This window comes from Sporichthyaceae bacterium (assembly GCA_036269075.1).
GTDB lineage: Bacteria > Actinomycetota > Actinomycetes > Sporichthyales > Sporichthyaceae > DASQPJ01.
In genome coordinates, this window is the sequence record DATASX010000058.1 from 1 (window position 1) to 21,151 (window position 21,151).

The following is a 21,151-nucleotide window of genomic DNA, read 5'->3' on the forward strand; positions in this document are numbered from 1 at the left end:
CGGCGACTGGGGACGATCGCCACCTGGTCGAAGCCGTACGCCGCCCGGCCGCGCTTGCCGCGCCGATCTCGATCTCGTTCATGCCCCGAAGCCTAGTGGCCCCGAATGTTCATCTTCTGGCGTGTCGGGCGCCCTTCCCGACGCGGGAAGGGCGCCCGACACGCCAGAAGATGAACATTCGGGGCCACTAGGCTTCGGGGCATGAACGAGATCGAGATCGGGCGCGGCAAGCGCGGCCGGGCGGCGTACGGCTTCGACCAGGTGGCGATCGTCCCCAGTCGCCGGACCCGGGACCCCGAGGAGATCTCCACCAGCTGGCAGATCGACGCCTACCACTTCGAGCTGCCGATCGTCATTGCGCCGATGGACAGCGTTGTCTCGCCCGAGACGGCGATCGAGATCGGTCGCCTCGGCGGGCTCGGGGTGCTCGACCTCGAAGGTCTCTGGACGCGCTACGACGACCCGACCGGGCTGCTCGACGAGATCTGCTACCTCCCCGAGGAGGAGGCCACCGCGCGGCTGCAGGCGATCTACGCCGAGCCGATCAAGGAAGAGCTGATCGGCGCCCGGATCAAGACGATGCGGGAGGCCGGGATCATCACCGCTGCCGCCCTGTCGCCGCAGCGCACCGCGCAGTACTCGCGCGCGGTCGTCGAAGCCGGCGTCGACCTGTTCGTGATCCGCGGGACCACGGTGTCCGCCGAGCACGTCTCCGGCCGCTCCGAGCCGCTGAACCTCAAGCAGTTCATCCACGAACTCGACGTGCCGGTGATCGTCGGCGGCTGCGCCACCTACCAGGCCGCGCTGCACCTGATGCGGACCGGCGCCGCGGGCGTACTGGTCGGGTTCGGCGGCGGCTCGGCGCACACCACCGCCGAGGTGCTCGGCATCCGCGTCCCGATGGCCTCAGCGATCGCCGACGTCGCTGCGGCCCGCCGCGACTACCTTGACGAGTCCGGCGGCCGCTACGTCCACGTGATCGCCGACGGCGGTATGACCACCAGCGGCGAGCTCACCAAGGCCATTGCCTGCGGCGCCGACGCGGTGATGATCGGCTCGCCGCTCGCGCGTGGCGCCCAGGCGCCGGGTGGCGGCTGGCACTGGGGCACCGAGGCCCACCACTCGGTGCTGCCCCGCGGCACCCGCATGCACGTCGGCACGATCGGCACCTTCGAGGAGATCCTGCTCGGGCCCTCACGACAGCCGGACGGTTCGATGAACCTCGTCGGCGCGCTGCGCCGCGCGATGGCGACCACCGGCTATTCGGAGCTCAAGGAGTTCCAGCGGGTCGAGGTCGTCGTCACCGACCACCACTGACCGGGCTGGGCGTCCGGTCGCGGCCGGCGAAGGTCATGGCGTCGGTCAGATCGGCGCGGCGGAACCCTGCGGCGACCTTGAGGTGGTTCTGGCTGACCGCCCACGGGCCGTTGGTGCCGGCCTTCGGGAAGTCCGCGATGCCGCGCGAGACATAGCCGGACGTGAGGTCCAGGAACGGCACGCGCTTCATCCCGGCCGGCGCCGTCGGGGTGGCGACGTCGAGGTCGTTGCGCCGCATGTGGTTGAGCAGCCGGCACAGGTAACGCGAGGAGAGGTCCGCGCGCAACGTCCAGGAGTTGTTCGAGTAGCCGAAGCAGAACGACAGGTTCGGCACGCCGGACAGCATCATCGCCCGGTAGGCGACGGTGTCGGACAGGTCGACCGGGACGCCGTCGGTCTCGAACTTGGTGCCGCCCAACGGCAGCAGGCGCAGCCCGGTCGCGGTGACGACGACGTCGGCCTCCAGAATCTGACCCGAAGTCAGTTCGATGCCCTGCCGGACGAATCGGGCGATCGTGTCGGTGACCACCGATGCCGAGCCGTCGCGGATCACCTTGAACAGGTCGCCGTCCGGGACCAGGCACAACCGCTGGTCCCACGGCGAGTAGCGCGGGGCGAAGTGCTTGTCGACGTAGGCCTCGTCCTTCAGGTAGGACAGCACGACCTTGCGGCACAACCGCTTGGCCAACTCCGGCCGCTTCCGACAGAGCTCGTAGATCCCTTGCAGGAGAACCATGTTCTTGGCGCGCACCACGGTGTGCGCCGTCTGCGCCGGCAACACCTTGCGCAGCAGTCCGGCGACATGGTCGTTCTCGGGCATCGCCAGCACGTACGACGGTGAGCGCTGCAGCATCGCCACGTGCGCCGCCGATTTCGCCAGCGCCGGGACCAGCGTCACCGCGGTCGCGCCGCTGCCGATCACCACGACCCGCTTGCCGGTGACGTCCAGGCCCTCGGGCCAGAACTGAGGGTGGATCACCTGGCCGGTGTAATCGGCGATCTGCGGCAGGTTCGGCTCGTGCGGGCGCTCGTAGGAGTAGTACCCGGTGCACAGGTGCAGGAACCTGCAGGTGAAGGTCTGCGGGACGCCGTGGACATCGGCCTGCACGGTCCACCGCGCATTCGTCGACGACCACGACGCGCTGCGGACCACGGTGCCGAACCGGATGTGCTCGTCGATGCCGTTCTCGGTGGCCGCCGCTTGGACGTACTCGCGGATGTCGCCGCCCGGCGCGATGGCCTGCTTCGAGGCCCATGGCCGGAACGGGTAGCTCATCGTGAACGCGTCGGAGTCCGAGCGGATGCCGGGGTAGCGGAAGAGGTCCCAGGTCCCGCCGATCGCCGAGCGCGACTCGAGAACCGTGAACGTGCGGTCCGGGCATTCCTGCTTCAGCCGCACCGCGGACCCGATGCCGGACAGTCCGGCACCGACGATGACGACATCCCTGTGCTCATTTTTCGGGCTTCTGGTCACGGCTGTGCGCTCCTCATCCTTCTCGACGTGCCTCGGTTCGCCCGAATCCGGTCATTGCGTGCTCTCCTAGCGGGGCAGCGGCAGGCAGGGCATGCGCTTGACGACGTGGAAGAAGTTGCCCGGGGTGAACACCGGATCGCCGGCGACGATGTCCGGGCAGCGGGTCAGCAGTTCCACGAACAGCGCGCGGATCTGGAAGCGGGCGAGTTGGTTGCCCAGGCAGTGGTGAATACCGCCGCCCCCGAATCCGACGTGCGGGTTGGGGTGTCGGGACAGGTCCAGGTCGTGCGGGCGGTCGATGGCGGTCTCGTCGCGGTTGGCCGAGGAGTAGAACATCACGACCTTGTCGCCCTCGGTGATCTGTGCGCCGTCCAGTTCGCAGTCGCGGGCAGCGGTCCGGCGGAACGTCATGATCGGGGTCGCCCAACGCACGAATTCCTCGGTGGCGGTGGGCATCCGGCCCGCCAGGTCCTCCATCAGCCAGGCGCGCTGGTCCGGGTGTGTGGTCAGCGCGCGCAGGCCGTGGGCCAACGACTGCCGGGTCGTGTCGATGCCCGCGATCGTGAGCAGCACGAAGAACGACCCGATCTCGTGGTCGGTCAGCCGTTCGCCGTCGACCTCGGCCGCGATCAGCCCGCTGAACAGGTCCGGCCCGGGGTTGTCGCGACGCTCCTCGATCAGCCGCCCGGCCAACTCGTGCATGTAGAAGATGTTGTCGAACAGCGTGGCCAGCACGTCGTCCTTGGTGGCCCCGGCGATCTCCGGGTCGTTCCACGACGTGGCCCGCATGACGGCCTCGGCGGCCTCCTGCCGGTCGCCGTCCGGCACGGCCATCATGTCGTTGATGTTGTGCATCGGCAGCACTGCGCCGCACTCCGAGACGAAGTCGACCCAACCGTCCGGGGACTCCTTCGCCTTCGCGATCAGGTTGTCCACGACCATCGCGGCGTTGGCCTGGATCTGGTCCTCGATCCGGCGCATCTGACGGGGTGTGAAGGCCGCAGCCACCAGCCGCCGCAGGCCGGAGTGCCGGGGCGGGTCCATGGCGATGATCGACTGGGCCGACTCGATCACCGCCGGCGGCAGGTTCTCCATCAGGATGCTCGGGCTGGACAGGAAGTCCTCCGGGCGCCGGGTCACCTCGATCAGGTGCCGATGGGTGGTGATCGCCCAGTAGCCGTGGTCGTTCGGCTCGTCGATCAGCGCGTCCTCGAACGGTGGCTGCCAGGTGATCGGACGGTCCTTGCGCAGTGCCGCGAAGCTGCGTTCGCGCTCGTCCGCGGTCGCCGTCCAGAACGCCCGCGTGGACAGGTTGATCTCGTCGTAAGACCGGTCGGGGTTGCCACTGGCCGCTGCGGCGACGCCGATCTCCTCGTCGTCGAAGGTGTTGATGGTCATCGGACCCTCCGTCCACCGGGTGTGTCGTTCACCCTGCCGCAGCCCGGACCCGGCCGCCACAGTGCGCCGGCCCCAATGTCGGCGCCTCTACCGTCGCGGGAGCACAACGAGTGCTTCAGGCCAGCAGGCGGGCCAAGGCCGAGCAGGCCTCGCCGGTGGCCGCACGGGCCTTGGGATCAATGAGCAGGTTCGCGAAGGCGTGCGGCAACGACTCGAAGCGGCGCAGTTCGACGGTGGCTCCCGCGGCGCGCGCACGTTCGGCGAAGGCCTCGCCCTGGTCGCGCAGCGGGTCCATGCCGGCGGTGGCCAGGTAGACCGGCGGCAGGTTGCCGATGCCGTCGGCGTGCAGCACCGCGACCCGCGGGTCCTTGGCCTGCCCGGCGTCCAGGTAGCCGGCGAACATGTCGTGCAGGCAGGCCGCCGAGAGCAGCGGACCCTGCGCGAAGAGCCGGTGCGAGGGCCAGGCCTCGAAGTCGGTGTCGACCACCGGGTACAGCAGCCAGGCGCCGCGCGGACGCACGGTGTCGGTCGCGGTGTCCAGACAGACCACCACCGAGGCGTTGCCGCCCGCGCTGTCGCCGCCGACGACGATGCGGGTCGGGTCGATGCCGAGAGTCGCGGCGTTGGCCGCGGACCACCGGAAAGCCGCGGTGCAGTCGTCGACCGCGGCCGGGAACCGGTGTTGCGGCGCCTTTCGGTACTCCACGGCCAGCACCTTGCAGCGCACCCGGCGGGCGATGAACCGGCACAGCCCGGCGTGGGATTCGGGGGAGCCGACGACGAAGCCGCCGCCGTGGAAGTACACGACCAGCGGGGCCGACGGGCCCACACCGGCCGGGGTGTGCAGGGTGGCCTTGAGCCCGCCCGCGTCGATCTGACTGGACGTCACCTCGCTGCCCCGGTTGAGCCCGGCGACCTTGATCAGCCCGGTCAGGGCCTTGCGCACCACGGGATTCGGGTGCCGCGAGGCGAAGTGCAACGTCGGGGTGAACGGGCCGCACAGCGCTCCGAGCAGAGGGCCCAGTCGCTGCCCGTCCGTGCTCCGCCAACCGGTCTTCGAGCTCATGCCAGTTCCTTCCCGAGAGGTGTTTGGACTTCCGCCGGAGTGCTCAGTCGAGCTGGGCCAGCACGACCGGCCCGAGCAGCCGACAGGCCCGAAGCGCCAGCTCGACGTCGGCGCGATCGGCCCGCACCGGTCGGCCGCGCAGCGACTCGGCCTTGGCGATGCGGTACTGCACCGAGTTCTTGTGCAGGTTCAGGCGTTCGGCGGTGGCCGTGTGGCTGGACCCCAGGTTCAGGAACACCCGCACGGTCTCCCGCAGACGTTCAGTGGCCTCGTCGTCGCCGGCCAGTCCGCCGAGGGTGTCCTGCACCCAGACCCGGGTCGCGACCAGATCGGTGCACAGCAATGCGATCGTGCCGACGTCGGCGAACGAGGTGACCGGCCCGGACCGCCGGCCGGCCGCGAGCGCCACCTGACGCGCCGCCCGCGCCTGCCGATGCGTGGACCGGAAACCGGCCACGCCCCACGCCGGTCGCCCGATCGCGGCCCGTGGGCGCGGTTCGGCCTGAACCGCCAGGACCTTCGCGAGCGTGGCCTCGTGCTCTGTGTCGGACCGCATGCCGATCCACACCTCGGCGCTGCCCGCATCGGCCGGCACCAGCAGGTAGACCCCGCCCAGCGCGGCGGCGATCCGGGAGGCCACTTGTTCCAGCACCATCAAGGCCTCGCCGGCGGCGGTGTGGTCGCGCTCGAACCAGAGCAGCATGGCCAGATGTGTCTGGTCGAACCGGTAGCCCAGCGCGATCTGGGCCGCGGGAACGTCCACCTCGTCGTTCGCGAGCAGTTCCTTGATCCGGCTCACCCGGATCAGCGAGTGGTGCTGAGCCCAGGCCTCCCGGGCCGTCTCGTACGCGACCACCAACTGCTCGGAGACTGTGTCCACCCAGGCCGCGGAGATCCGCAGCGCCGCGACCGAGGCGGCGGCCGCGTCCGTGGTGTGCACTTCCGGTTCGGCGGCGATCTCGGCCAGGAACAGTTCGACGAACGCCGAGTGGCCCAGCCGGTAGGCGCGCAGCAGCGCGGACAACGGGATCCCACGCTGGGCCAGGCGACGGGCGTACTGGACGGAGGCGCTCGGGGCCTCGATCATTCGCGGGTCGATGTCGTGCTCGAGCACGTAGAGGCCGCTGGCCACGCTCTCCCGCGCCGAGGCGGTCAGCATTCCCAACAGATGGTCGTCGTGCTGCAACGGGGCAATCTCGCCCGCGAGCATCTCGACCAGGCCGTCGACGAAGTCGGCGCGGCTCGCGGCCAGGCGTCGGGCTGCGTTGGCTACCAAGGTTGTAGTGGCTGCGGTCAGTTCCGAACGCCCGTCTGGTCCGCCGGGGTGCGGTGATTTGTGTTCGGCACCTCGAGCTCCAACGTCGCCGACTCCAGGAACACCCGTAGCTCGGCCAACGCGGATTCCTTCCACTCCTCCAACGCCTCCGTCACCGCGGCGGCCCGACGGGACTGCTCGCGCATCTGCTCGACGACCAGCGCCACCGCCCCGAGCGCGATCAGCGCCAGACCCCCGACGCCGCCGGAGGCGAGGTAGGGCAGCTGGAGCACGATGTCGTCGTTCCGCCGCACCCCGAGGTAACCGAGTAGGACGCAGATCAGGCCGCCCGCGACCAATGCGGCCGCCAGCGCCTTGAGCCCGAGGTCACCGAGCCGCTTGTTCATGGTCTCTCCTACCGAGTTCCTACAGGTTGCGCTTACGGACGAGGAGGATCACCGCGGCGGCCAAGCCGACCGCGGCGAGCAGTACGTAGCGATAACCGTCGCGAGCCTCGCCGGGCAGTGGCGAGGAGACGCGGGCGGGCAGCGCGAACAGTTCGGGCTCGGCTGCGGTGGTCCCGGTGGTGTTCAGGCCGACGGTGGGCGGTGCGGCGCCGACTGAGAGAGTGGAGCCGGAACCCGAGACGGTCGGGGCGGGCAGCACGGCCGGCGCGGTGTCGACCGAGGTGGCCGGGGCGGCGATCGGAGCGGTCGCTGCCGGCAGCGCGCCGGCCGCGGGCGCGGCCCCGTTCGTTGCGTCGGAGACCGGTGGCGGCAGGGCGGTGCGGCTGCGGGCAGTGGCCGCGGCGGTCACGTCGCCGAGGCGGAACTCCTCGTCGGAGCCGATGTCGCTGGGCCGCGGCAACGCGTCGGGGGCGTGGTAGCGGAAGGACATCGCAGCGCCGCTGACCTTCGCGCCACCGTCGTCGGTGGTGATCGAGGCCGGGAACGGTGTGAACGTCAGCCCCTGCGACGTCATCTTGTTGAACGCGGCGCTGAACTGCGACATGGCGTCGGCCGGCAGCGCGACTGACTTGTTGACGCTGATCCCGTGGGCGTCGATGGTCACCGGGACGCCGCCGAGTTCGGCCCCGGACATGTTGATCTGCAACGTGGGCACGGGCTTCCCGCCGGGCGGGATCGTCACGGTGGCGATGCTGGTCACCTGGCCTATCGTCAGCGCCGAGGTGGCCGGGCCGATCACCACGTTCTGCACGGTCGCGATCGCCCTGGTGGTCACGGTCCCGTCGGCCGCGACGACGCTCTCGCTGCGCGAGGTCGAGATCCCGGAGCTGAACGCGGGGCCGGACATCGAGTTGCCGTTCGCGGCGGCCGAAGCCTGCGGGGAGTCGCTGGCGCGGGCCGACAGGTCGGCGTTGCGGACCTCACCGGTGTCGCCGCCGCCGTACTGACCACCCGTCAGATGTGCTTCCCGCGGCGCTACGGCCGAGGGCGGGTCCTGGGCATTGACCACCGATGGCATCGAGGTGATCGTGCCCTTCGGCGCCGAGGACACGATGAACAGGTCGCCGAGGTCACCCAAGGTCAGCCCGGCCGCCTGGCTGAGCGATTTGCCCAGTTGCAGCGACGTCTTGGAGAACAGGAACCCGCCGTCGGTCTCCACCGGCACGCGGCTCACGATCCCGTACGGCGTGGCCGAGCTGGCCGTGGAGAACACGGCCAGCGACTCCGGGGGAGCTGCCTGCGCCGCCGGGCCCAGGCACAGCACGAAACCGCCCAGCACGACCACGGCGCCTGCCGTGCCGCCCTTACGTAACCATTTCGATCTCACCGGCATGCCTCCGTCTGTCCGTGCGGGCTCGGTGACGGCGGGCACTGTGACATTGGTTCACTCGCAAGCTCGCTCACCGGCATGCCTCCGTCTGCCCGTGCGGGCTCGGTGACGGCGCGCACTGTGACATTGGTTCACTCGCAAGCTCGCTCACAGGTACGCCTCCTCGACGGCACCGATCCGCACCGCGGCCGCCGGGGTGCCGCTGAAGGCCACCCGGCCCTTCTTGAGCACGTAGACGCGGTCGGCGACGTCCAGTGCCCGATGCACGAACTGTTCGATGAGAAGGATGGAGAGTCCGGCCCGGTTGAGCTCCACCAGTCTGGCCAAGATCTCGTCAACCACCAACGGGGACAGGCCCAGGCTGAGTTCGTCGATGAGCAACAGTTGCGGGTCGCTCATCAAGGCCCGCGCGATCGCCAGCATCTGCTGCTCACCGCCGGACAGCGACCCGGCAGCCTGCCCGCGCCGCTCGGACAGCCGTGGGAACAACTCGTAGGCGGTGCGGATGCGCTTGTCGACCACCCCGGCCTTGCGCCGAGCCGACCAGCAGCCCAGCCGAAGGTTGTCCAGCACGCTCATCTCCGGGAACACCCGCCGCCCCTCGGGGACGTGGGCCAGCCCGGCCCTCACCGCACCGGCCGCGCCGCGGCCGTCGATGCGTTGGCCGTTCACGCTCACCGTGCCCGAGCGGGGCCGGACCAGCCCGGTCACCCCGCGCAGGGTCGAGGTCTTCCCGGCGCCGTTGGGGCCGAGCAGCGCGACGATCTCGCCCGGGTCGACGTGCAGCGTCAGGCCGCGGACGGCCAGCACCGATCCGTAGGCGACGTCGAGGGATCGCGCGGTCAACAAGGGCTTGCGGTCGGTCCGCAGTGCGGCACCGGTCGGCTGGGTGAGCGTCATCCGGTCACCGTGCTTCCCAGGTAGGCGGCACGAACCTCGGCGTTGGCGCGGATGTCGGCGGGGCTGCCGGTGGCCAGCAGTTTGCCGAAGTTCAGCACGTAGACCCGGTCGCAGATCCCCAGCACCATCGCGACGTCGTGCTCGATGATCAGCACCGACATCTCCCGCTCGCGGCTGATCCGCCGCAGCAGCGCGCCGAAGTACTCCGACTCGGTGCTGTCCATGCCCGCGGCCGGTTCGTCGACCAGCAGTACCTCGGGGTTCATCACGATCGCCCGGGCCACCTCGACCATTCGCTGGGTGCCGTAGGGCAGGTCGCCGACCGGGGCAGCCAGCACGTCGATCAGTCCGCACTGCTCGGCGATCGTGGCGACCACGCCACGGGCGGCCCTCTCGGCCCGCCCGGCCAGCCCGATCGCACCGAGCAGGGAGCCGGCCCCGTAGTTGCGGTGCCGGCCGAGCAGCAGGTTCTCCTCGACCGACAGGTGCCGGAACAGCTGAGACTGCTGAAAGGTGCGGGACAGGCCGAGCCGGGCGCGATCGGCGGCCGGCATCGCGGTGATGTCCTTGCCGTTGAGCTTGATCCGCCCGGCGGTCAGCTTCTGAGCCCCCGTCAGACAGTTGAACAGCGTGGTCTTCCCGGCCCCGTTGGGGCCGATCAGGCCGACGATCTCGCCCGGCCGGACCTCGACGTCGATGTTGTCGTTGGCGACCAGGCCCGCGTAGCGCTTGGTCATCCCGGTGCCGATCAGGTGGCCGCTCATCGGTTGACCACCAATCTGGCCCGCACGCGGCTGCCCGCAGGCAGGTCGTCCGCCAGGTCGGCCGGTGCTGCCGCGTGGATCACCGGTGGGCGCCGCGCATGGTCGGTCGGGTTGTCGGGGACGAACGAGCCGTAGCGGATCGGTTCGCCGCGGAGCGCGTCGGTCAACGTGCGCCGCGCGGCCTGGAGCATGCCGACCACCCCGTCGTAACCGGACAGCAGCATGAGCAGCAGGGCCACGCTGCTGACCAGGTACAGCCGGACGTCGAAGAGGTTCACCAACGGCTGCCCGGTCGCCAGGAACGAGCCGCCGATCAGTGCGCCGAGGATCGCCTCGGCGCCGCCGAGCACCGGCATCGCCAGGTAGAACAGCGACTGGAACACGCCGAACTGGTCCGGGCCCGGCGTGGAGCGGAACAGCATCCCGTAGAACAATCCGGCGATGCAGGCCAGCGCGGCGGAGGCGGCGAACACCCCGATCTTGTAGGGCGCGATGCGGATCGCCATCGCGGCCGCGGCCTGCTCGGAGTCGCGGATCGCGAACAGCACCCGGCCGGTGTCGGTGCGCCGGATGTTCCAGGCCAGCAGCAGCGCGAGCGCCAGCACGATCAGCACCGCGTAGTACAGGCCGCGGTCGGTGTCGGTCGGGATGCCGAGCAGGCTCTTGCGGGGGACGTCGGTCGCGTGGAAGCCACGCAACTGCGGACGGGTGAAGAAGTAGCGCTGGCAGGCGACCCCGAAGGCCAGCGTGGTGATCGTCAGGTACACCCCGCGCAGTCGCAACGAGGGCACGCCCAGCACGAGGCTGATGCCCGCGCCGACCAGGCCGATGATCGGCACGGCCAACTCCAACGGCACGCCGTTGCTGAGCAGCTTCTGCCCGACGTAGCAACCGAATCCGAGGAACGCCGCGTGGCCCAGCGAGATCTGGCCGGTCCAGCCGATCAGGATCACCAGCGACAGCCCGACGAGCGCGTAGATCACCGAGAGGGTGCCGTAGAAGTGGGCGACCTTCGGGGCGAACAGCGGCCACAACACGGCGGCCGCGGCGAGCAGTGCGACCCCGACGGTCTCGATCGACAGCCTCGGGCCGCGGCCTCGGCCCGCCGCGCGGCGTGGCGCAGCAGTGGGGAGGGTCTCGGTACCGGCCATCAGAACTCCGCCACCACGTCCAGTTGCGGCTTGCCCGAGCGCAGGATCAGCACGAGCAGCAGGGCCAGGAACACCAGCAGTTCACCGATACCGGCCACGGTCGTGTAGCCCTGGCTGAGGCTGAAGATCAGCCCGACGGCCAGTCCGCCGGCCCCGGCCAGCGGCAGGCTGTTGAAGCCACCGAGGGCCGCGGCCACCAGGCTGGAGATCAGCACGAACGTCAGGCTGATCTGGTCGAGGCTGTTCAGGTGGATGTACAGCAGCCCGGACAGCGCCGCACTGGCGCCGCCGATGGCCCACGTCGCGGTGATGATCCCGTTGACCGGCAGGCCGACGATGCGCGCGGCCCCCGGGTCCTGGGCGATCGCGGTGACGCCGGCGCCGAACCAGGTCCGGGCCAGCAGCAGGTACAGCCCGCCGGCGAGCAGGATCACAGCGCCCGCCGTGGCCAACTGATGCACCGTCACACCGGTGTTGCCGATCCGCACCACGTGGTCGGAGAACACCGAGGCGATCGAAGGGTTGTCCGGGCCCCAGATCTGCACGGTCAACTCGGAGAACATCAGCAGCACGCCGGTCGTGACGGTCAGCGTGGCAAGCGCGCCGCGGTGCCGCACCGGGCGCACGGCGAAGCGTTCCACCCCGGCGCCGAGCACCGCGCCGAACAGGATCGCGACCACCGAGGCCAAGGCGACCGGCATGCCCATCTTGCCCATCAGCGTGTAGTGGAACAGGAACGCCGCGAGCACACCGGTGGCGCCCTGGGCGAGGTTGATCACCCGGCTGACCCGGTAGGTGATCACGACGCCCAGGGCCACCAACGCGTAGATCGTGCCGTTGGCCAGTCCGGTGATGACATAGCCGAGGAACCGACTCATTCCCGCGCCTCACTCCGCTCGGCGCCGGAATGGGTCGAATCGACACAGATCCTTTTGATTCGCTCGCTGCGCTCACTCATCCAGCACGCCTGCGCTTACGGCGCGCGCTCGTCCGTGCAATGGCCGGGGCGATCGCCGCGGTGTCCGGCCGGGCCACGTCGCCGGACTTGCCGGCGCCGACCAGGCCGAAGCGCTGCGAGACCTGCTTCCACGCCAGGTTGTCGTCGGCCTGGAACATCTCGCCGCTGACCGCGTCGCCGGCCAGGTTGGCGAAGTTCAGCTTGAGCCCCAGACCGCTGTCGAAGTTGGTCATGGAGCGCATCTGCTTGACGAACGCGTCGCGGGTCAGGTGCGGGCCGACGGCGCGCAGCGCCGCGACGATCGCCTCGGCACCCACGTAGGAGGCTTGCTCGTAGAAGTGGTGGAAGGTCTGCGGGTAGTAGTACTCGGTGATCTGCCGGTACTTCTTCACGCCCGGGGAGTCCGAGCCGTAGAAGTCGAAGAACGAGAACCCGTACATGCCCTTGCCGTTCGAGCCGGCGGCCTTCGGCACGTCGTCGGCAAGAACGAATCCGCCGACGAACGTGGGCTTCCAACCGACCCGCTGTGCGGCCTGGATGAACTTCACCGTGTTGACCGGGTCGTTGCAGAACTCGACCGCATCGACGCCGGCGTTCTTCAACGCGGCGACCTGCGAGTCCAGGCTGGTCTCGATCTCCGTGTTCGAGACGGTCTTGACCACGCTCGCGCCGTTCTGGCTCGCGATCTGCTGCGCCCGCTGCGTGCACGTCGGGCCGGCGACGTCATTCAGGTACGAGACGCCGATCTTCTTCGCGTGCAGTTGGGTGGCGGTGTACTGGGTGATCAACGCGCCGACCATCTGGCCCGAGGGCTGGGTCGGGAACATCCAGGGGCTCTTGAACTCCTCGGAGTAGAGCCCGGAGGAGCCGACCCAGGGCAGCTTGTCGCGCGCCAGGGTCGGTCCGACGATGTCGAGGTTGAAGTCCAGGCTCGGGCCCATGATGAATACCTGGTCCTGGTTGGCCAGCTTGGTCAGACAACCGGTGGTGCCGTCCGCGGTACCGGCGGTGTCGCAGGTGACGTACTGGATCTTGCGCCCGCAGATGCCGCCGGAGTCGTTGATGTAGTCGAAGTAGGCCCGCGGGGCGTTCTCCGAGACCTTGCCGTACTTGTCGAGGTAGCCACCGTTGAAGAACGTGCCGCCGATCTTGATCGTGGTCGCGTTCACGCCGGCGTCGGTCGCGCCGCCGTTGCCGGCGGCCGGTGCCGCGGCCGCACAGGCGGCTGCGGCGGCCGGCGCGGCCGCGGCCGGTGCCGCGGTTTGCTTGCCGCCCTTCTTCGCGACGGCAGCCGGTGCGGCCGCCGCGCCGGGGGCGGCGGCGGTGGTCGACGTGCCGGGTTGGGCCGCGGCAGCCGGCGCCCCCGCCGTGCCGGTTGCCGGCGCTGCGGCCGAGCCGCTGGGGACGACGTCGATCGCGGTGGTGCCGGGCTGCGCGGCGGCAGCCGGGGCTGCTGCCGGCCGAGCGGCGTCGGCGGCGCGGTGTTGAGCGACGGCCTGCTGCACCTCGGTGGAGGCCGCACACGCCGAAAGCATCGAGACGGCGGTCATGGCGGCCAACAGCCGCAGGTTGCGACTTCGGTGGGACACCGGCGGCTCCCGGATGGTCGGGACGGGGGACAGCGCCTCGGGCCAGGGGCCGAGGTCGTACAAATCACGATACGAGCGGATGTGTCGCGGGTCACTGGTTCTTTGCCACACCCTGACCTGGGTCATTGTGCTCGGAGCACAATGACCGCGCCCTCGGCCGGTCGTGGCGCTGGGCGGATGGTCCTCGGCTTAGGGTTGAAGCTGTGGGACCGGGACGGTTGGGGCCGGATGAGCGGGCGGGGGCGCTGGCGGCGTTGGCCGGCCGCGAGCTCGACATGCTCGTCGTGGGCGGCGGGGTGGTCGGCGCCGGGACGGCTCTGGACGCGGTCACCCGCGGACTGGACGTAGGGCTGGTCGACATGCGCGACTGGGGCGGCGGGACCTCGAGCCGGTCCAGCAAGCTCATCCACGGCGGGCTGCGCTACCTGGAGATGCTCGACTTCGGGCTGGTCCGGGAGGCGCTGTCCGAACGCAGCCTGCTGCTCACCGAGCTGGCGCCGCACCTGGTCCGGCCGGTGCCGTTCCTCTACCCGTTGACCCACCACGGCTGGGAGCGGGCCTACGTCGGGGCCGGCATTGCCCTCTACGACACGCTGGCCGCCGTCGCGCCCGGCCGCACCGGGGTGCCCCGGCACCGGCACCTGACCCGGCGGCAGGTCCGCCGGCTGATGCCGGCGCTGCGCCCGGGCTCCTACGTGGGCGCCGTCCAGTACTGGGACGCCCAGGTCGACGACGCTCGCTTCGTCGTCAACCTGGTGCGCACCGCCGCAGCCTACGGGGCCCATTGCGCGTCCCGGGTACGGGTCATCGGGTTCCTGCGCGAGGGCGAGCGGGTCGTCGGCGCGAAGGTCCGCAACACCGAGTCCGGCGAGGAGTGGAAGGTGCGGGCCCGCCAGGTCGTCAACGCGACCGGCGTCTGGACCGACGACACCCAAGCGCTGGTCGGGGAGCGCGGCCAGTTCCACGTCAAGGCGTCCAAGGGTGTGCACCTGGTGGTGCCGCGCGACCGCATCCACGCTTCCATGGGCCTGATCGCCCGGACCGAGAACAGCGTGCTGTTCGTGATCCCGTGGAAACGGCACTGGATCGTCGGCACCACCGACACCCAGTGGGACCTGGACAAGGCGCACCCGGCGGCGAGCCGGGTCGACATCGACTACCTGCTCTCGCAGGCCAACAAGTGGCTGGCCACGCCGCTGGCCCGAGCCGACGTCCAGGGCGTCTACGCCGGGCTGCGGCCGCTGTTGGCCGGGGAGTCGGAGAACACCTCGGCGCTGTCCCGGGAGCATGTGGTCGCGCACCCGGTGCCCGGCCTGGTGGTCGTCGCCGGCGGCAAGTACACGACCTACCGGGTGATGGCCCGCGACGCCGTCGACGCCGCGGTGCACGCGATGAACGAGCGGGTGCCGCCGTCCTGCACCGAACGGATCCCGCTGATCGGCGGCGCCGGCTACCAGGCGGCGTGGAACTCGCGGGAACGGACGGCGGCGACGACCGGGCTGCACGTGGCTCGGATCGAGCACCTACTCCGGCGCTACGGCGCGGATCTTCAACCCGTGCTCGATCTCGCGGCCTCCGACCCGATGTTGCGCGAGCCGGTCGGCGGCGCCGAGGACTACCTGTGCGCGGAGATCGTGCACGCCGCGGCTTGGGAGGGTGCGCGGCATCTGGACGACGTGATGACCCGCCGGACCCGGATCTCGGTGGAGACCTTCGACCGGGGCATGAGCGCGACCATCGAGTGCGCGGACCTGATGGCGGGCGTTCTGGGCTGGACCGTGGAGCAGACCGCCAACGAGATCGAGCACTACGTGGCGCGAGTGGCCGCCGAGCGGGAGTCCCAGGATCAGCCCGACGACCGCACCGCCGACGCGGCACGCATGGGTGCACCGGACATCGTGCCGGTTCGCTGAGCTCGACCTAGTCCGTTTCGCCCGCTCTGCTTGCTTCTTCGAGCTCCTGGCCACGCGTGCTCCTTCGTCGCGCGCGTGGCGCAGTTCGCCCGAATCCGGCCCATTCGGAGCAATTCGCCCCGGAGCGGGGTCGCCGGCTGCCAGCATCGTGGGCGCGCCCGCTGGACCCGCAGCGTCCGGTCGGTGCAGGTCTTCGGCCCGAGCCCGCTTCGGGCCGAAGACCTGTCGGGAGGTAGTCGAGGACCTGCCTTCTGCCCGCAGTTCGGCCCCGCACCTGCCGGGGGCCGAGCGCGATTTGTCAGGGTCGGTCGGTGCTCGGCCCCGGGGTTTGACCCGGGGCCGAGCACCTGTGGGCGGAGGGCGCGCAGGCCGCAGCCCGTGCAGGCTCGCTCCGCCGACGCGGGCGGCACCGAAGCACCTGGCCCGCGCGGTGTCGCCACGCTAGACGATCCCGGGCTCCGACGGAACGGCCTTTCGGCGCCCGTTGACCGCCGTCCGGTCGAGCGTCACCCACGATCATCGATGAGCGAGACGTCAATTACGGGCCGCCGAAGGCCCCAGATCTGACAGCTCGCGTATGAGAGAGCCCGCTTCGCGTATGAGAGAGCCCGCTGCGATCATCGATGATCTGAGCGCTCCTCGGGGTGTGCGAGGATCCGGCGGTGACTGAAGGTGCAGCGCGGCCGGTTCTGGTCGTGGACTTCGGGGCCCAGTACGCGCAATTGATCGCCCGGCGGGTGCGCGAGGCGCGGGTCTACTCCGAGATCGTCCCGCACACGATGCCGGTCGCCGAGATGCTCGCCCGTGACCCCGCAGCGATCGTGCTCTCCGGTGGGCCGTCCTCGGTCTACGCGCCCGGGGCACCTGCGCTCGACCCGGCGCTGTTCGAGGCCGGGGTGCCGGTGCTCGGCATCTGTTACGGCTTCCAGGCGATGGCCTCGGCGCTGGGCGGGACCGTCGCCCGGACGGGGCTGTCGGAGTTCGGCGCGACCCCGCTGCAGGTCGAGGGCCGCGGCACATTGCTGGCCGGCCAACCCGAGTCGCAGACGGTGTGGATGAGCCACGGCGACTCGGTGCAGGTCGCCCCGCCGGGCTTCGACGTGCTGGCCGCTACGGCCGGTGCCCAGGTGGCCGCGTTCGAGGACCGCGAGCGCCGTCTGGCCGGCGTCCAGTACCACCCCGAGGTCATGCACACCACGCACGGCCAGGCCGTCATCGAACGGTTCCTGCACGAGATCGCGGGCATCAACCCGACCTGGACGATGGTCAACATCGTCACCGACGCGATCGCGGCGGTGCAAGCGACGGTCGGCACCGGCCGGGCGATCTGCGGCTTGTCCGGGGGAGTCGACTCCGCGGTCGCGGCGGCGCTGGTCCAACGGGCGATCGGCGACCGGCTCACGTGTGTGTTCGTCGACCACGGGTTGCTGCGACTGGGCGAGGCCGAGCAGGTCGAGCGCGACTTCGTCGCCGCCACCGGGGTCGACCTGGTCGTGGTCGACGCGCAGAAGCGGTTCCTCGAGGCGCTGGCCGGGGTCACTGACCCGGAGGCCAAGCGAAAGATCATCGGCCGGGAGTTCATCCGGGTCTTCGAGCAGGCCGCCCGCGACGTGATCGCCGCCCACGGCGACGGCGTCGACTTCCTGGTGCAGGGCACGCTGTATCCGGACGTCGTAGAGTCCGGCGGCGGCACCGGGACCGCGAACATCAAAAGCCATCACAACGTCGGCGGCCTGCCCGACGACCTGCAGTTCGGCCTGGTCGAGCCGCTGCGGACGCTGTTCAAGGACGAGGTCCGGCGGGTCGGGATCGAGCTCGGTCTGCCCGAGGCAATCGTGTGGCGCCAACCATTCCCCGGACCCGGGCTGGGGATCCGGATTATCGGCGAGGTCACCGGCGAGCGCCTGGACATCCTGCGCCAAGCCGACGCGATCGCCCGGGAGGAACTGTCCGCGGCCGGCCTGGACCGCGAGATCTGGCAGTGCCCGGTCGTGCTGCTGGCCGACGTCCGTTCAGTCGGAGTCCAGGGCGACGGGCGCACCTACGGTCACCCCGTCGTGCTACGCCCGGTCAGCTCCGAGGACGCGATGACCGCGGACTGGTCCCGCGTGCCCTACGACACCTTGGCTCGCATCTCCACCCGCATCACCAACGAGGTTCGCGAGATCAACCGCGTGACCCTCGACGTGACCAGCAAACCGCCCGGCACCATCGAGTGGGAGTGAGCACGGACCTCGGCCGGTCGACACCTCGTCGGGCCGGCCCTTCGCGCTGACGAGCTACCCGGCCCATGCCCCCTCGTCCGAACGTATGAGAACGGGATTGGCCCAACGGTTGATTTCGTCGCGTTCGGGCCCGATTTGCTTGCGCAGCAGGAACCCTGCCCCCAGAAGGCTCGTCTCACCGGCATTCGACGACAACCGTCGCCGAGGGGATTGAGCGGAATTGGGGCGACACGAATGGGCACGATCACCCGGGTGTACGACGCGTTCGTCAACCTGGCCACGGTGGACGGCACCGTCCACGACCGCAATACGGACTACATGTTCCTCGCGGCCGGCCTGATCTGCCTGTTGTCGATCTACTTCCTGTACAACTTCGCCGCGATGACCGTGAACGGCGCCAAGCGGACCTACCGCGCGGGCCGTTGGGTGGTCGCCTCGGTTGCCGGTGAGGGAGAGCCGCACGTTGCCGCGCAGATCCCGGCGCAGGCCGGCGCCACTCGCTCCCCGGCCCGCTCCACGGTCTGACGCAGTCTCAGTTCCGCTGCTGAGCAATGATCTGCTCGTCGCTGAATTGGGTCCGGTACAGCTCCGCGTACCGACCCTCGGCGGCGAGCAGTTCTGTGTGCGCACCCCGTTCGACGACCTGGCCGTGCTCCACGACCAGGATCTCGTCGGCGGCCCGCACGGTGGACAACCGGTGCGCGATCACGATGGCCGTGCGGCCGGCCAAGGCCTCGCCCAATGCGGCCTGAACAGCCACCTCCGACGTCGAGTCCAGGTGGGCGGTCGCCTCGTCGAGGATCACCACCCGCGGGCGCGCCAGCAGCAGGCGCGCGATCGTCAGCCGTTGCCGCTCCCCACCGGACAGGCGATAGCCCCGCTCGCCGACGACGGTGTCCAGACCGTCCGGCAGGTTCGCCACCAGTTCGCTGAGCCGGGCGCGCTCGATCGCGTCGAGCAGCTCGGCCTCCGTCGCCTCCGGTCGGGCCAGCAGCAGATTAGAGCGGATCGACTCGTGGAACAGGTGCCCGTCCTGGGTGACCATCCCCAGCGCCCCACGCATCGACTCGAAGCTCAGCTCGCGCACGTCGACGCCGCCCACGAGCACGGCCCCGGAGTCCACGTCGTACAGGCGCGGCAGCAGTGACGCGATCGTCGACTTGCCCGCCCCGGACGAACCCACCAGGGCGACCATCCGGCCCGGCTCCACGTTGAAGCTGACCCCGTGCAACACCTCGGCCCCACCCCGGGTGTCGAGGACCGCGACCTCCTCCAACGAGGCCAACGAGACTTTCTCGGCCGCCGGGTAGGAGAACCGCACGTCGCGGAACTCGACGCGCAGCGGCCCGTCCGGCAGTGGACGCGGAGCCGCCGGCTCCGCGATCAACGGTGCGAGGTCGAGCACCTCGAAGACCCGCTCGAAGCTGACCAACGCACTCATCACCTCACCGGGCGCCCCGGTCAGCGCGGTCAACGGGGCGTAGAGCCGGGTCAGCAGCAACCCCAGGCTGACGACGGTTCCCGCGGCCAGGTGGCCGCGCAGCGCCAGGGCCCCGCCCAGTCCGTACGTGAGCGCCAGCGCCAGCGCCGAGACCAGCGTGAGCGCCGTGACGAACGTCGACTGCAGGACCGCAGTGCGAACCCCGATCTCGCGCACCCGCCCGGCCCGCGCGGCGAACTCCGCCGACTCGGTGGCCGGTCGGCCGAACAGCTTGATCAAGGTCGCACCCGGCGCGGAGAACCGCTCGGCCATCTGTGAACTCATCGCGGCGTTGTGGGTCGCGGCCTCGCGTTGCATTCCTGCCAGCCGGGCCCCGACCCGGCGGGCCGGCCAGACGAACAACGGCAGCAGCACCAACGCCAGCAAGGTGATCTGCCAGGACAGCGTGAACATCACGGCAGTGGTGAACACCAGCATCACCACGTTGCTGACCAACCCGGACAACGTGCCCGCGAATGCCCGCTGTGCCCCGATCACGTCGTTGTTCAGCCGGGACACCAGGGCCCCGGTCTTGGTACGGGTGAAGAACGCGACCGGCATCCGTTGCACGTGGTCGAAGACCGCGGTCCGCAGATCGAGGATCAGGCCCTCGCCGATCTGCGCCGACAGCAGCCGTCCGGCCAACCCCAGCACCGCCGTCGCCACCGCGATGACTGCGATCGCGACCGCCAGCAGCACCACCCGTCGGGTGCTCGAATGGGCGACGATCGCGTCGACCACCCGGCCGGCCAGCACCGGGGTCAGCACGGTCAGCACGGCGGAGACCACGGTCAGCCCGAGGAACGTCGCCAACTGCCTGCTCCGCGGCCGCGCGAAGTGCATGATGCGCCGCGCGGTCTCCCGCGAGACCGGCCGTTTGTCCTGCTGATTCATGGCGTGCCACATCGAGCTCCACGCCGTGACTTCCATGCTCATCCGAACCCACCCCCCGGCGGGCGCCCACACGTTCAGGTCATCCCAGAGCCAAGGTAAACGCGGGCACCGACGGTTTCATGCCCAACGGGAATCCGGCGGCAAGCGCCGGTGGGTCACTGGCTGAGAATCTGGTACACCACGGCCGATTTCGACAGCTCGTGGAAGTACTTGATCAGCGTGACGCAGAAGCCGACGGCGCCCAGGCCGACGACGAGCACCGCGACCGAGCCCCACAGCACGAGCGGCGAAGTGGCGGCGCGGTCCAGGTGGTGCCGGGCCATCGCCCGGGTCTCGGTGAGGGTGGAGCCCTCGGTCGCTGCTGCCACCCCGAGGTCGTCGGTCCGGCCCTGGGGCAGGACCTCCTCGTCCATCCACCCGCTGTCGTCGGTGTCCAGGTCCATGTCGACCGGGCCACCGGCCGCCTCGGACTCCGCCGCCGCCCGCCGGGCCTCGCGGGCCAGTACGTAGGTCGCGGCACCCATCAGGAAGAAGACGAGGATCTTGCCGTAGAGCGCGTAGTAGTACGGGACCCCGTATGGCTCGTGGCGCAGTTTGTCCCAGGCCGAGGAGCTGAACGGCGGCCGGTAGGTGGCCTGCTTGTACAGCAGCCAGGTACCGGTCCCGAACGTGAGCAGGTAGGCCCCGAACATGACGTTCGAGATGGTCTCCCACTTCTGCTGGAGCACGTGCAGCCCGAACGCGGACGGGATTCGGCGCAATGGGGGGACCGCGACCAGCGCGGTCGCAATCGCGCACAAGGCCCAGAGCCCGGCGAACACCGTGTGGACCTGCAGCATCACGATGTTGAGGAAATGCAGCGTGGGCCGGGGGAACGGCGAGGCGGCCGCCAAAACCGACATCGCCTGGGACCTCATTTGTTCGTTCCTCGCCAAGTCACTTCATGACCCAACCGTGAATCCGGTTCGGG

The 21,151-nt window shown here is 70.2% G+C and carries 17 protein-coding genes; 4 read left to right on the forward strand and 13 right to left on the reverse strand.

The features are described 5' to 3' along the window. Positions 1 to 201 precede the first annotated feature (201 nt). Entirely contained in the window at positions 202 to 1,317 is a 1,116-nt protein-coding gene (locus tag VHU88_10245; GenBank protein ID HEX3612054.1) for a GuaB3 family IMP dehydrogenase-related protein, read from the forward strand. On the opposite strand, the gene VHU88_10250 is transcribed toward VHU88_10245, so the two are convergent. The 11 genes from VHU88_10250 to VHU88_10300 form a co-directional block, all read right to left on the reverse strand. Further along, positions 1,301 to 2,791, reverse strand: a complete 1,491-nt coding sequence (locus VHU88_10250; protein HEX3612055.1) for an NAD(P)/FAD-dependent oxidoreductase — start codon at positions 2,789 to 2,791, stop codon at positions 1,301 to 1,303. The two genes, VHU88_10245 and VHU88_10250, sit on opposite strands and share 17 nt — an antisense overlap. A 66-nt stretch (positions 2,792 to 2,857) precedes the next feature. Beyond that, entirely contained in the window at positions 2,858 to 4,189 is a 1,332-nt protein-coding gene (locus VHU88_10255; protein HEX3612056.1) for a cytochrome P450, read from the reverse strand. A gap of 115 nt (positions 4,190 to 4,304) precedes the next feature. Then, positions 4,305 to 5,255 carry an alpha/beta hydrolase gene (locus VHU88_10260; protein HEX3612057.1) on the reverse strand — a complete coding sequence of 317 codons (951 nt, stop codon included), beginning with the start codon at positions 5,253 to 5,255 and terminating at the stop codon, positions 4,305 to 4,307. 43 nt (positions 5,256 to 5,298) lie between these two features. Next, positions 5,299 to 6,531 (reverse strand): helix-turn-helix domain-containing protein, encoded by a 1,233-nt coding sequence (locus VHU88_10265; protein HEX3612058.1) that lies wholly within the window; start codon positions 6,529 to 6,531, stop codon positions 5,299 to 5,301. 17 nt (positions 6,532 to 6,548) lie between these two features. Further along, positions 6,549 to 6,917 (reverse strand): hypothetical protein, encoded by a 369-nt coding sequence (locus VHU88_10270; protein HEX3612059.1) that lies wholly within the window; start codon positions 6,915 to 6,917, stop codon positions 6,549 to 6,551. Between the two features lie 19 nt (positions 6,918 to 6,936). Next, positions 6,937 to 8,304 carry a hypothetical protein gene (locus VHU88_10275; GenBank protein ID HEX3612060.1) on the reverse strand — a complete coding sequence of 456 codons (1,368 nt, stop codon included), beginning with the start codon at positions 8,302 to 8,304 and terminating at the stop codon, positions 6,937 to 6,939. 150 nt (positions 8,305 to 8,454) lie between these two features. Beyond that, positions 8,455 to 9,207 carry an ABC transporter ATP-binding protein gene (locus tag VHU88_10280; protein HEX3612061.1) on the reverse strand — a complete coding sequence of 251 codons (753 nt, stop codon included), beginning with the start codon at positions 9,205 to 9,207 and terminating at the stop codon, positions 8,455 to 8,457. Further along, entirely contained in the window at positions 9,204 to 9,971 is a 768-nt protein-coding gene (locus tag VHU88_10285) for an ABC transporter ATP-binding protein (GenBank protein ID HEX3612062.1), read from the reverse strand. The genes VHU88_10280 and VHU88_10285 overlap by 4 nt, the downstream gene beginning before the upstream one ends. Further along, positions 9,968 to 11,122, reverse strand: a complete 1,155-nt coding sequence (locus VHU88_10290; GenBank protein ID HEX3612063.1) for a branched-chain amino acid ABC transporter permease — start codon at positions 11,120 to 11,122, stop codon at positions 9,968 to 9,970. Before VHU88_10290 ends, VHU88_10285 begins: the two co-directional genes overlap by 4 nt. Beyond that, positions 11,122 to 12,000 carry a branched-chain amino acid ABC transporter permease gene (locus VHU88_10295; protein ID HEX3612064.1) on the reverse strand — a complete coding sequence of 293 codons (879 nt, stop codon included), beginning with the start codon at positions 11,998 to 12,000 and terminating at the stop codon, positions 11,122 to 11,124. The genes VHU88_10290 and VHU88_10295 overlap by 1 nt, the downstream gene beginning before the upstream one ends. Before the next feature lie 76 nt (positions 12,001 to 12,076). Then, on the reverse strand, positions 12,077 to 13,669 hold the full coding sequence (locus VHU88_10300) for an ABC transporter substrate-binding protein (protein HEX3612065.1): 1,593 nt from the start codon (positions 13,667 to 13,669) through the stop codon (positions 12,077 to 12,079). 203 nt (positions 13,670 to 13,872) lie between these two features. On the opposite strand from VHU88_10300, the gene VHU88_10305 reads away from it, so the two are divergent. The 3 genes from VHU88_10305 (at position 13,873) to VHU88_10315 (ending at position 18,332) form a co-directional block, all read left to right on the forward strand. Beyond that, positions 13,873 to 15,582, forward strand: a complete 1,710-nt coding sequence (locus VHU88_10305; protein HEX3612066.1) for a glycerol-3-phosphate dehydrogenase/oxidase — start codon at positions 13,873 to 13,875, stop codon at positions 15,580 to 15,582. Positions 15,583 to 16,244: 662 nt separating this feature from the next. Beyond that, the gene (gene guaA / locus VHU88_10310; protein HEX3612067.1) at positions 16,245 to 17,807 is read left to right on the forward strand and encodes a glutamine-hydrolyzing GMP synthase; all 1,563 of its coding nucleotides are present in this window, start codon (positions 16,245 to 16,247) and stop codon (positions 17,805 to 17,807) included. Positions 17,808 to 18,041: 234 nt separating this feature from the next. Next, positions 18,042 to 18,332, forward strand: a complete 291-nt coding sequence (locus VHU88_10315) for a hypothetical protein (GenBank protein ID HEX3612068.1) — start codon at positions 18,042 to 18,044, stop codon at positions 18,330 to 18,332. 7 nt (positions 18,333 to 18,339) lie between these two features. On the opposite strand, the gene VHU88_10320 is transcribed toward VHU88_10315, so the two are convergent. Beyond that, positions 18,340 to 20,223 (reverse strand): ABC transporter ATP-binding protein, encoded by a 1,884-nt coding sequence (locus VHU88_10320; GenBank protein HEX3612069.1) that lies wholly within the window; start codon positions 20,221 to 20,223, stop codon positions 18,340 to 18,342. Positions 20,224 to 20,336: 113 nt separating this feature from the next. Then, positions 20,337 to 21,098: a hypothetical protein gene (locus VHU88_10325; protein ID HEX3612070.1), complete on the reverse strand. Its 762-nt coding sequence runs from the start codon at positions 21,096 to 21,098 to the stop codon at positions 20,337 to 20,339. Positions 21,099 to 21,151: the final 53 nt, after the last annotated feature.